The sequence below is a fragment of the Halomonas sp. BC2 genome (assembly GCF_002078115.1).
GTDB lineage: Bacteria > Pseudomonadota > Gammaproteobacteria > Pseudomonadales > Halomonadaceae > Vreelandella > Vreelandella stevensii.
In genome coordinates, this window is sequence record NZ_LFGT01000009.1 from 89,688 (window position 1) to 101,373 (window position 11,686).

Consider the following 11,686-nt stretch of genomic DNA (forward strand, 5'->3'; position numbering starts at 1 on the left):
CTGGCTGCCGAAGAGGGCATATTCGTCGGTATTTCGGCGGGCGCGACGGTGGCCACGGCCTTAGACGTTGCACATTCCGCACCGGATGGTTCAGTGATACTTGCCATGCTACCTGATACCGGTGAGAGGTACCTTTCCACTTTCCTGTTCGATGGGATCAAGGAGGGCTCAGATGATGAATGGTTGGCATCAATCGAATCCGAATTCTTGAGCGAGCAGGCATGAGACAACAGAGTGGGAAAAAAGATGAACGGGATAACTCTTCAGAGCAGTATGTACTCGAAGGCGCCCCCCCCGCTGCCTTTGGTACTCGGATGGGGTGAGCAAGTACCCCCTGCTACCAGGTTTGCGCCTCTGGCCGACAGTTGGACGCTCCATTCAGGGGCCCGCCTCAGGAAAGGGCGCATCGCCTATGAAACCTTGGGCAAACGATCCCTGAACGATGACAATTCGGTCCTCATCCTGACAGGGCTGTCGCCGGACGCGCATATCGCCTCGCATGAAGCTGACCCGAGTCCCGGATGGTGGGAGAAAATGGTCGGCCCAGGAAAGCCGATAGATACAAGCAGATGGTTTGTTATCTGCGTAAATACTTTGGGTAGCTGTAAGGGGTCGACTGGTCCAGCCTCCATTGATCCTGACAGTGGCCTGATATACGGGCACGAATTTCCGGAACTGTCCATTGAGGACATGGCCGATGCTGCAGCTCAAGTTCTAGATCATCTAGGTATTGCTGTCTCGGCCTGCGTTATCGGTACGTCTATGGGCGGGATGAGCGCATTGTCTTTCCTTGTTCGACACCCGGGACGGGCCGCATCGCATATTAACATCTCTGGTGCAGCAGAAGCCTCGACTTTCGCGATTGCGATCCGATCTCTTCAGAGGGAGGCTATACGTAACGATCCAAAATGGCAAAACGGTCACTATACCCAAGATGACTACCCACTCAAAGGAATGCTGATGGCTAGGAAACTCGGCGTCATTTCCTACCGCTCCGCGGTTGAATGGGAGGGTCGTTTTGGGCGTAGAAAACTCGATCCGACATTGTCTTTAATGTATTCCAAAGGCCAGCAATTATATGAGATCGAGAGCTATCTCGATCACCAAGCACATACTTTTGCTCGGAGCTTCGATCCAAACTGCTACCTGTATCTAAGCTCCTGCATGGATCGCTTTTCTATTAAGGACGAACCTCAAGCCGACCTTTCTGAAGGATTAGCGCCTGCAGGACTACTTCGTGCGCTCGTTCTAGGAGTGGATACCGATATTCTTTTTCCACCTGAGCAGCAGCAAGACATCGCAGAGGCCTTGAGTAAAAATCGTGTCGATTGTCGATACCAGTGCCTCCCCTGCACACAGGGCCATGATTCCTTCCTCATAGACTACAGCAGATTCGGACCGCAGATTAGTAGGTTTCTGCGGTCGATCTAAGTTCCAGACTTCAAAAGGCCCTTGGACTGTACCATTAAACTTTAGGAGCGAGATATGACCAGAATTGCACTTGTCACAGATCAAGAAAGCCTTCCCATCGATTACGATATGGCGCCGCTTGTGGCATCGTGTGAATCTTTGGGTCTCCCTGTTGAGATCGTTAACTGGGACAACCCTGGGATCGATTGGAGCAGGTTCGAACTGTTAATTCTCCGCTCTCCTTGGACCTATACTGATCGGCTTGAAGAATTCTTGGATTGGTGCCGGAAAGTGTCATCTGTTTCCCGGCTCGTAAACCCTCTCAATGCAGTCGAATGGAATCTTAACAAGAGTTACCTGGTTGATCTCCAACATTACGGAGTACCAATTGTTCCCACTGAGTTTATTCAGCAAAATGCAAGCGATGTCTTATCACAGATTTATAGTTTCATCGCCACGCATGGCAATTTCCGCAAAATGGTTATCAAGCCGTCCATCGGCGCATACTCCAAGAATGTTCAGCGTTTTCCCGTCGACGCCGTAGATCGTGCAGTCGAACATGTTGTTTTGCTCCATTCCCTAGGTTGCGATGCCCTGATCCAGCCCTATTTCGACTCCATCGACGTCTACGGCGAGAGCGACCTGATTTTCTTCAATGGCAAATTCAGTCATGCGATTAGGAAGGGCGCACTGCTGATGGCTGATGGTACGGTGAACGCGCCCACAGCGGAGTTCCGGAAGCAGCGTGAACCTGGACCGGATGAGATTCAGGTGGCCACGGCTGCTCTGTCTGCAGCAATTAGGCACCTTCAGCTCGAGGAGCCGCTTCTTTACGCCCGCGTTGACCTTATCAGGAGCCATGAAGGGCAGCCGGTGGTTCTCGAGATGGAAATCTCCGAGCCCTCGCTAAGCCTTCCCTTCTGCCCGGGAAGCGAAGTACGTTTCGCAAAAGCTATAGCGGCTGCCGTCGAACGTTTGCAGTGCTTCACGTGATAGAAGCCGGTAGCGGGCAGTGCCTGAGGACGTACTGGTGAAACTTGCTGAACTTGAGCCGTCAATCAAATTGCTGCGGTTTCACCTCACACGTAACACTCCGTTCCCTCTTAAAGAGCAATCTCGGGTAGTTGGCATTACCGGCGGTCAGGGCGGGCTGCGAGCCGAGCTTGCCCAGGCACTTACTGGTCAGCTCACCATCGATGACGACGTTAATGTGAGCGTGAGGCAGGAGCCGCGAGTCTTTCGGGCAAAAAGATTGAGATGCATCATACCGTGATTTGCTGGCGCTTCAAGCCAATGCTGCCGTCCGTGAATCGCCAAACAGCTACCGCTTCACTGGCCTCCATCTCGCTGATCATGCGATCCCAATCATCATGGGATTCTTCGGGCTTGCGCTCGAACACGATGGTGGGGGATCCAGCCTGGCGGTTTGTCGAGGTCTCCATTGAAGACGATTTATAGAATTTCCACAATTACGATATAGGCGATCAATCAGTATATGTCGCATCCGAAAGTGATCCGACTCGCGCAGCCGTATACTGCCAGCTTTTGGAAGAAGAATTGATTGATGAATCAGTACACGTTCTAAATGATGGAATCGCTGAGGCTCTTGTCCAGTTATATGGTTGCGAGAAAGCAGCTAATTCTCAGGATGTAATCGACGTGGATATGTACGTTGAAAGGGAACGGCTATGCGGCTCCTGGGGTGAAATTCAGGCTGACCAAGCGCTTCATCGTGACGGGATCTTAGAAGTAGTCCGACCATACACGAATATCTAGGAAAAGTGCAGCGATGTTTAAAAAGCTACTTTCAATGCTAGCTAGGCGTTCAAAGGATACCCCTGTATTTCGTCTAGGCGACCCTGGAATGGCTACGCACTCAATCATAAAGGTAGATGAGCATGGGAATAGCCATGAACATCTATTGGGCCGCACAAGCGACTTTCATAGGAAAAGTGCCTAGCTTACGCTACCAAGGTACAGGGCAACAAAGCGGCGATTCTCTGGCGAATCATTCAAACGTTCGTTACATTGTCAGTGTGGACGAGATATCACCATGCCTTGGGCAGGTCAAATTCGATAGTGATAACTCAACAGTCATGACTCATGGCTCATTACTCATGACTCATTCTTCATAACAACAAGCAGGAGTTTTCCATGCGTGCAATTCCATTTTCTAGACTCTTCATGGTGGCGGCGTTGGGCGGTGCCTTGGTACTGTCGCCGCTGAGCGCGTCGGCCTTCGAAAGCGAGCTGTTTTCCTTGAAGAACCGCTGGGAGCATACGGTGACCGAGATGCCCGCCAACCAACGGGAGTCGACCCTGAGGGCATTGGCGGGCGAGGCGGAGCGACTGGCCCAGCAGAACCCCAACCAGGCCGAGGTGCTGGTATGGCAAGGCATCGTGCTGGCTTCCTATGCTCGAGAGCGGGGTGGGTTAGGGGCGCTGGGTACTGCCGGTGATGCGCGCACGGTGCTGGAACGCGCCGTCGAGATCGACCCTACGGGGGGCAATGGCTCCGCGTATGTGACCCTGGGGGCGCTGTATGACCGTGCCCCGGGTCGCCCGCTGGGGTTTGGCAATAGCGCCACCGCTGAGCGGATGTTCCAGCGGGCGCTGGAAATTCGCCCGGACGGTATCGATGTGAACTACTACTATGCCGCTTTCCTGAAAGAAGAGGGCAACACCCAGGCGGCGCGGGAGCATGCTCAGCGAGCCGTGAACGGCACGGCGCGGGAGAGTCGCCAACGCTCCGACGAAGCCCTTCGCCGTGATGCCGAGGCGCTGCTGCGCGAGCTGTAATGGCCGTCAAATCACGCGGTTGATGATCCGATTGGCATTCCCGGTGGCCAGCATTGATAATGGTACGATCATGTTCACCGGGAGTGCCGTATGGGCCCCACGCTCAATCGCGACGATGTGGAACTCATCACGCGTGACACCCTGTACAAGGGGTTTTTTCGCCTGGAAGCGCTAGAGCTGCGTCATCGACTTTTCGAGGGCGGCTGGAGCTCCACCATGCGCCGAGAAATGCACAACCGCCACGATGCGGTGGGTGTGCTGTTGTATGACCCCGAGCGTGATGCGCTGATCCTCGTCGAGCAGTTTCGCGCCGGCGCCATCGACGACCCTCACTCCCCCTGGAAGCTGGAACTGGTGGCGGGCCTCGTCGACAAGGACGAGACCCTGGAAAACGTGGCGCGCCGTGAGGCCCAGGAGGAAGCCGGTTGCCAGGTGGGCCAACTGACCCGATTGCATACCTACTACCCAAGCCCTGGCGCCTGCAACGAGCGGGTCACGCTATTTTGCGGGCTGGTCGATAGCCAGGGCGTGGGAGGCGTGCATGGCGTCGAGGACGAGAATGAAGACATCCGTGTTCATGTCGTCTCTTTTCCCGCCGCCTGGCAACTCCTGGAGCAGGGCAGACTCGACAACGCCATGTGTTTGATCGGCATGCACTGGTTGGCCGGGCAGCGGGCATCGCTGCGGGCGGCTTCCCAGCGCGCGGCCGTGTCAGCCGCCGAGGCCAACACCCGGTAAGGAGTCATCATGGCAAGAGCCGCCTACGTAACCGATTTGAAAACCCTGCAAGGGGAGTGCAGCGCCAACTATCTGCGCCTGGTGCGCCTGGTGGGTGACCTGCAGAGCGGCCAGCGGCGCGATATCGCCTTGCGCGGTGATAACCGGCACTTTGGCGACCTCAAGCTGGCCATTCTTCAGCAGGCCCCTTACACCACGCTGGTGGAGATCTCCCAGCGCGGCCCGCTGGATGCGGTCATTGAAGGGCCGCGCATGCGCGTGCACCTTTACCATGATGTGCGCATGGCGGAAGTCATCGACTTTCAGCGCGAGCGCCATTTCAGCGGACGCTATCGCTACCCCAATGCGCGCATGCATCAACCGGATGAAAAGCTGCAGTTGAACTGCTTTTTAGGAGAGTGGTTGGCCCATGGGCTGGCCCATGGTCATGTCGTCGATTTGCCGGAGCTACCCTGATGCGGTTGATACAGATTACCGATGCGCATCTGCACGCCGACAAGCAGGCGCGCTCTCGGGCGGCCATTCCCTGGCAGCAGTTCGAAGCCGTGCTGGACGCCGTGGTGGCCGAACGCCCGGACGTGGTGGTGGTGAGTGGTGACGTCAGCCAGGATGAAACCAGCGCGTCTTACGTTCACGCCTGCGAGGCCTTGAACCGCCTGCCGTGCCCCTGGTTCTGGATACCAGGTAACCACGACCAGCCCGAGCTGATGGCCGCAGAACGCCCGATGCTGGATGAAGTCGACCTGGAACAGTGGCGCCTGTTGCTGCTGGATACCCATGTGCCGGGCAAGCCCCATGGCGAGCTGGGGGCGACCAAGCTCACCGCCCTGGCCGAACGGCTGGAGCAGGACGAGCGGCCGGTGGCCATCGTCATGCACCACCCGCCGGTGGATGTCGGGGCGGCCTGGATGGATGCGATTGGCTTGCAGGACCGCGATGCGTTCTGGCAGCTGTTGAGTGCTTACCCCCAGGTCAAGATCATTCTGTTTGGGCATGCTCATCAGGCCTTTGCCCAGCATCAGCCGCTGGCGGGCTCGGCGATAGGCACTTATGGTTGCCCCGCCACGTCAGACCAGTTTCTGCCCGGTGCGGAAACCTTTGCGGTGGATGAAGCGTCGCGGCCGGGGTATCGCGTGGTGGAGCTGCACGGGGAGGAGTGGCAGACCTGGGTCGAGCGTATCGACCTCTGATGCTTGTCTGTTTAGTTGATAAAGATATAAAAAGATAGTTATTAATTCTTTTGGGTTATTATTGGCCTGGCGTTACCCTACCCACAAATGCCCGCCTTGCGATTCATGCGCGCAGGGCGGCACACCATGTTTGCACAGGCTTCCTTGAAAAGCCGTTTCGATAAAAGCAAGCACCGTTTTGTGAGGGAGAAGGTAATGAACCAGTTTTCTGCGCCGTCGGCGGCGACGCAACAGGTGCCCATCGCACCGGATGCCGCCCGACTGACCCACCTGAAGCAGCTCGAAGCCGAGTCGATCCATATCATCCGGGAAGTAGCGGCCGAGTTCAGCAACCCGGTGATGATGTACTCCATCGGCAAGGACTCCTCGGTAATGCTGCATCTGGCGCGGAAGGCCTTCTACCCCGGCACGCCGCCGTTCCCGCTGATGCATATCGATACCACCTGGAAGTTCCGCGAGATGATCGCTTTCCGCAATCGCATGGCGGAAGAGGCGGGCATGGAGCTGATCGTGCATACCAACGAAGAGGGGCGCGCCGCCAACATCAACCCCTTCGACCACGGCAGTGCCAAGTACACCGATATCATGAAGACCCAGGCCCTCAAGCAGGCCCTGAGCAAACACGGTTTCGATGCTGCCTTTGGCGGCGCGCGGCGCGACGAGGAAGCCTCCCGTGCCAAGGAGCGCGTCTACTCCTTCCGCGACAAGTACCACCGCTGGGACCCGAAAAATCAGCGTCCGGAGCTGTGGAACGTCTATAACGCCAAGATCAACAAGGGCGAATCGATTCGCGTGTTTCCGCTCTCCAACTGGACCGAGCTGGATATCTGGCAGTACATCTATCTGGAGTCGATTCCCATCGTGCCGTTGTACTACTCCGCCAAGCGTCCGGTGGTGCAGCGCGACGGCATGCAGATCATGGTGGACGACGAGCGCCTGCCGCTGGCCCAGGACGAAGTGCCGGAAGAGAAGTGGGTGCGTTTCAGAACCCTGGGCTGCTACCCGCTGACGGGGGCGGTGGAGTCCACCGCCGCCACGCTGCCGGAGATCATTCAGGAGATGCTGCTGACCAAGACCAGCGAGCGCAGTGGCCGCGCCATCGATCACGATCAGGCCGGTTCCATGGAGAAGAAAAAGCGTGAGGGGTATTTCTAATGGCGCACCAATCAACGTTGATTGCCGATAACATCGAGCAATACCTGCACGAGCACGAAAACAAGGATCTGCTGCGTTTCATCACCTGCGGCAGCGTCGACGACGGCAAGTCCACGCTCATCGGACGGCTGCTCCACGACTCCAAGATGATCTTCGAAGATCAGCTCGCCGCGATCACCAAGGCTTCCAAAACCAGTGGCACCACCGGTGATACGGTGGACCTCGCCCTGTTGGTAGACGGCCTGCAATCGGAGCGCGAGCAGGGCATCACCATCGACGTGGCGTACCGCTTTTTCTCCACCGACAAGCGCAAGTTCATCATTGCCGATACGCCGGGGCACGAGCAGTACACGCGCAACATGGCCACGGGCGCTTCCACCGCTAGCCTGGCGATCATCCTGATCGACGCGCGCTACGGTGTGCAGACCCAAACCCGTCGGCACAGCTTCATTGCCGACCTGCTGGGCATTCAGCATCTGGTCATCGCGGTCAACAAGATGGACCTGGTGGACTACTCGGAGGCACGCTTCAACGAGATCGTGGCGGAGTACCGCGCTTTTGCGGCCAACTTGCAGGCCCCGGACATTCGCTTCGTGCCGATGTCGGCGCTCAATGGCGACAACGTGGTCAACGCCAGCGAGCACACGCCCTGGTACTTTGCGGCGGGCAGTGAAGGCTACGAAGGCAAGACCCTGATCGAGCTGCTGGAAAACGTCGAAGTCACCCGTGACCAGAACCTGAGCGACCTGCGCCTGCCGGTGCAGTACGTCAATCGCCCCAACCTGGACTTCCGAGGCTATTGCGGCACCCTGGCGGCTGGTGTGCTGCGCCCAGGCCAAGAGGTGAAGGCGCTGCCGTCGGGCAAGACCTCCCGCGTGGCGCGCATCGTCACTTTCGACGGGGATCTCGACGCTGCTTACCCCGGTCAGGCCATCACCGTGACTCTGGAAGACGAGATCGATATCTCCCGTGGCGATTGGCTGGTCAGCGCCGAAGCCCAGGTGCCGCTTTCCAACGTGTTCAATGCCGATGTGGTCTGGATGCACGAAGAGCCCCTGGAGCCGGGCAAGCTCTACGATATCAAGCTGGCCACTCGTGATCTGGCGGGCCAGATCAGCGCTATCGAGTATCAGGTGGACGTCAACACGCTGGAGAAACACCCGACCCAGCGCCTGGGGCTGAATGCCATTGCTCGCTGTGAAGTGGAACTGACGGCATCGATTCCGGTGGACGACTACCGTACCAGCCCCGGCACGGGCAGTTTCATCATCATCGACCGGCTGAGCAACGTGACCGTGGGCGCCGGTATGATTCGGCGGGTCGCGGATGCCCGTGAGCAGGCCGGCACCACCGACTGGGCCGCCTTCGAACGTGACCTGAACGCCCTGGTGCGCAAGCATTTTCCGCACTGGGGAGCAAAGGACATCCGTGACCTTCTGCGCTAATGGTTTGATGACGTTATCGAGATAACCGAGTAGACGCTTAGCCGTTGGCAACGCACACTGAACCTGCTGTTGGCGCAAGACGCTGCAGCAGGTTTTCTATATGGAGACAGCGGGTGGGTTGCCGCTGTTTTTAATGATCAAAGATGAAGTTTTATCTCCAATGCGCCCTGGAGCGAGTCGCGTTGGGGAAGAACAGCTGCTGGTCGTTGACCTTGAAGTCGGCAATCGCTTGCTGGCCTTCGTCGGACACTAGCCACTCGTGCCATTGGGTGGCCAGCTCATGTTTCAGGTGCGGGTGCTGCTCCTGTGATAGCAGCAGCGAACCGTATTGGTTGAACAGCGCTTCGTCGCCCTCGAACAGCAGGGTCAGGTCCTGCGGGTTTTCAAAGGCCACCCAGGTGGCGCGGTCGGTGAAGCTGTAGGCGTTCATGCCTGCGGCGGTATTCAGGGTCGGCCCCATGCCGCTGCCCAGCTCACGGTACCAATCTCCTTGCGGTGTGACGCCCGCATCTTCCCAAAGGCGCAGCTCGGCGCGGTGAGTGCCGCTGTCGTCACCCCGTGAGGCGAAGGGCGACTCGCTGTCGGCGATCCGCGCGAAGGCGTCGCTGACGCTGTCACTGTCGGCGATGTTGGCGGGGTCATCGCTGGGTCCCACGATCACGAAGTCGTTGTACATCACATCCAGCCGCTCGGTGGCGTAGCCATCGGCAACGAACTGCTCTTCGCCTGCGGTATCGTGAACCAGCAGGCTATCGGTATCGCCACGACGAGCGATTTCGAAAGCTTGACCGGTGCCGACGGCCACCACGCGCACATCGATCCCGGTCGCTTCGGTAAAGACCGGCAGGATGGCTCCAAACAGCCCCGAGTTCTCGGTAGAAGTGGTGGAAGCCAGGGTAATGTAGTCATCATTGGCCAGCAACGAGGCGCTCCAGGCCAGTGCCGTGGTGCATAGGCTGGCGGTAACGAGGGTAGTGGTCTTGTTCACGGTCCTGCTCCTTTGGGTATTGTTCAAGCGTCGTGGTGGGGCTTGCTAGAGTAGGGCTTACCAGACCAGCTCGCCCCGTATGAACGCCCTGGCTTGCGCTGTTGCCGGGGTGTCAAAAAAGTCTTCTGCCGAGGTGTGTTCGATCAACTGACCGCTGTACATGAACAGCACGTCGTCGGCCAGACGCCGGGCCTGGTGCAAATCGTGGGTGGTCATGACGATACGCGTGCCTGCCTGATGGAACTCATTGACCGCGTCTTCCACGGCCTTGATGGCCGCCGGGTCCAGGGCGGAAGTGGGTTCATCCAGAAACAGGACGGCAGGCTTGAGCAGCCAGGCCCGTGCCAGCGTGAGACGTTGTTGCTCGCCTCCGGAAAGCACCCGGGCGGGGCGTTTGGCCAGGCTGGTCAGGCCGAACTTTTCCAATGCCTGCAAGGCCAGCGCCTTGCGCTGGCGGCGAGGCACCCGATGCACGGCCAGCGCGTAGGTGAGGTTGTCCAGCGCCGAACGGCGCAGCAGCACCGGACGCTGAAAGACCATGGCCTGCACCGGCGGCTTGCCTTCCCAGGTCACCTGGCCACTGCTGGGGCGCAGCAGCCCATGCGCCAAGCGCATGAGCAGGCTTTTGCCAGCCCCGTTGGGGCCCATTACCAGCGTCCGGCGGCAGCCGTGCAGCGCTAGCGTGGTCGGTGCCAGCAGCGTGTCGCCACGGTGGCAGAAGCTGACCTGCTGAAAATGCAGGCTGGGGACGGTGGAAGCCGCGGGGCTGAGGGGTACGTTCATCCTAACCGCCGTTTTGCCGTTTCACTGACCCAGTGGGCCAGTGCATTGATCAAGGTGACCAGACTGAGCAGAATGATGCCCAGCCCCAAGGCCATCGCCAGGTTACCCTTGCTGGTTTCCAGCACGATGCTGGTGGTCATGACCCTGGTCACGCCGTCGATATTGCCCCCCACGATCATCACTGCGCCCACTTCCGCACTGGCGCGGCCAAAGCCCGCCAGGATCACGGTCAGCAGGCCAAAGCGCGCATCCCACAGCAGTGTGGGCATCATGCGCAGTTGGCCAAGCCCCAGCGAACGCAGCTGTTCGGCGTACTCGCTGTGCAGGGCTTCCACCTGCTGGCGTGTCAGGGCAGCAATGATCGGAAAGACGAGAATCACCTGGGCAATGACCATGGCGGTGGGCGAGAACAGCAGCCCGAACTGACCCAATGGCCCCGCACGGGATAGCAGGAGGTAAACGCACAGGCCCGCGACCACGGGAGGCAGCCCCATGAGGGCATTGAGCACCACGATCAGAGCGTTCCGCCCGGGGAACTGCCACAGTGCCAGCGCCGCCCCCAGGGGCAGTGCCAACAGGCTGGCCAGGGTGACGGCGATCAGCGACACCTGAAGCGATAGCGTTACGATGGCCACGAGCGCAGGGTCCATGCCCAGAATGAGTGCTATCGCGGTGCTGAATGGGTTATCCGACATGACGTTCCGTGGCCAGGGTTGCTGATAGGGGCAGGTTCATTGTGTTGGTAGGGTGTCGTTGTAAGGTCATGATGTATTTGAAAAGTCACGATGCTGGTAGGAGCATCAGGTAGGAACATAGTGTACGTAAATTTCCAGGGATGCACGGTGCGCTGAAAAATATGCGCTACTATGCAGTCTCATGCAGGAGTTGAAGGTGGGCGGGTGAGAGAGTCTCTGAAAGAGTATTCAAAAGAGTACCTTACGACGGCGGAAGTGGCGGAGTATCTGCGGCTCAAGGAGCGCAAGGTGTATGACCTGGTGCGCCAGGGGCAGATCCCTTGTAGCCGTGCGACCGGGAAACTGTTGTTTCCTCGTCAGCACATCGACATGTGGGTGTTGAGCCACCTGGAAGGCGACCAGGCCCAACGGTTGCCGCCCCCTCAGGTGCTGGCCGGAAGCCTCGATCCGCTGCTGGAGTGGGCGATTCGTGAGAGTGGCTGT

The 11,686-nt window shown here is 58.4% G+C and carries 13 protein-coding genes and 1 pseudogene; 10 read left to right on the top strand and 4 right to left on the bottom strand.

Annotated elements, in window-relative coordinates; all coding sequences use genetic code 11:
* The 3 genes and pseudogenes from B7L71_RS06815 to B7L71_RS06825 form a co-directional block, all read left to right on the top strand.
* Positions 1-225: pseudogene (locus B7L71_RS06815) on the top strand (hypothetical protein); the annotation flags it as partial.
* Between the two features lie 21 nt (positions 226-246).
* Entirely contained in the window at positions 247-1,431 is a 1,185-nt protein-coding gene (metX, locus tag B7L71_RS06820) for a homoserine O-acetyltransferase MetX (protein ID WP_212636737.1), read from the top strand.
* A gap of 54 nt (positions 1,432-1,485) precedes the next feature.
* Complete coding sequence (locus B7L71_RS06825; protein WP_081136909.1) at positions 1,486-2,403, top strand: hypothetical protein; 918 nt, start codon at positions 1,486-1,488, stop codon at positions 2,401-2,403.
* A 269-nt stretch (positions 2,404-2,672) separates the two neighbouring features.
* Here the strand turns inward: B7L71_RS06825 and B7L71_RS06830 are convergent, their stop codons facing one another.
* Entirely contained in the window at positions 2,673-2,810 is a 138-nt protein-coding gene (locus B7L71_RS06830) for a DUF1654 domain-containing protein (RefSeq protein ID WP_170919455.1), read from the bottom strand.
* 754 nt (positions 2,811-3,564) lie between these two features.
* Between B7L71_RS06830 and B7L71_RS06835 the strand changes: the two genes are divergently transcribed.
* From B7L71_RS06835 to cysN, 6 genes are all read left to right on the top strand, one after another.
* Entirely contained in the window at positions 3,565-4,209 is a 645-nt protein-coding gene (locus B7L71_RS06835) for a TRAP transporter TatT component family protein (protein ID WP_081136913.1), read from the top strand.
* A 90-nt stretch (positions 4,210-4,299) separates the two neighbouring features.
* Positions 4,300-4,947 carry an NUDIX domain-containing protein gene (locus B7L71_RS06840; RefSeq protein ID WP_081136915.1) on the top strand — a complete coding sequence of 216 codons (648 nt, stop codon included), beginning with the start codon at positions 4,300-4,302 and terminating at the stop codon, positions 4,945-4,947.
* 9 nt (positions 4,948-4,956) lie between these two features.
* Entirely contained in the window at positions 4,957-5,403 is a 447-nt protein-coding gene (locus B7L71_RS06845; RefSeq protein WP_039177649.1) for a DUF1249 domain-containing protein, read from the top strand.
* A complete protein-coding gene (locus B7L71_RS06850) occupies positions 5,403-6,137 on the top strand; it encodes a metallophosphoesterase (RefSeq protein ID WP_081136917.1) in 735 nt (244 codons plus the stop codon). Before B7L71_RS06845 ends, B7L71_RS06850 begins: the two co-directional genes overlap by 1 nt.
* A 195-nt stretch (positions 6,138-6,332) precedes the next feature.
* Positions 6,333-7,292 carry a sulfate adenylyltransferase subunit CysD gene (gene cysD, locus B7L71_RS06855; RefSeq protein ID WP_081136919.1) on the top strand — a complete coding sequence of 320 codons (960 nt, stop codon included), beginning with the start codon at positions 6,333-6,335 and terminating at the stop codon, positions 7,290-7,292.
* Positions 7,292-8,737, top strand: coding sequence for a sulfate adenylyltransferase subunit CysN (gene cysN / locus B7L71_RS06860; protein ID WP_081136921.1), 1,446 nt, complete (start codon positions 7,292-7,294; stop codon positions 8,735-8,737). The genes cysD and cysN overlap by 1 nt, the downstream gene beginning before the upstream one ends.
* Before the next feature lie 151 nt (positions 8,738-8,888).
* Here the strand turns inward: cysN and B7L71_RS06865 are convergent, their stop codons facing one another.
* Genes B7L71_RS06865 through B7L71_RS06875 form a run of 3 tightly spaced genes read right to left on the bottom strand, consistent with a single transcriptional unit; the run spans position 8,889 to position 11,203 of the window.
* Positions 8,889-9,725 carry a substrate-binding domain-containing protein gene (locus B7L71_RS06865; RefSeq protein WP_081136923.1) on the bottom strand — a complete coding sequence of 279 codons (837 nt, stop codon included), beginning with the start codon at positions 9,723-9,725 and terminating at the stop codon, positions 8,889-8,891.
* 57 nt (positions 9,726-9,782) lie between these two features.
* Positions 9,783-10,508 (bottom strand): ATP-binding cassette domain-containing protein, encoded by a 726-nt coding sequence (locus B7L71_RS06870; RefSeq protein ID WP_081136925.1) that lies wholly within the window; start codon positions 10,506-10,508, stop codon positions 9,783-9,785.
* Entirely contained in the window at positions 10,505-11,203 is a 699-nt protein-coding gene (locus B7L71_RS06875) for an ABC transporter permease (RefSeq protein ID WP_016913407.1), read from the bottom strand. The genes B7L71_RS06870 and B7L71_RS06875 overlap by 4 nt, the downstream gene beginning before the upstream one ends.
* A gap of 204 nt (positions 11,204-11,407) precedes the next feature.
* Between B7L71_RS06875 and B7L71_RS06880 the strand changes: the two genes are divergently transcribed.
* A partial coding sequence (locus B7L71_RS06880) for a helix-turn-helix domain-containing protein (RefSeq protein WP_249273194.1) occupies positions 11,408-11,686 on the top strand: 279 nt, incomplete at its 3' end.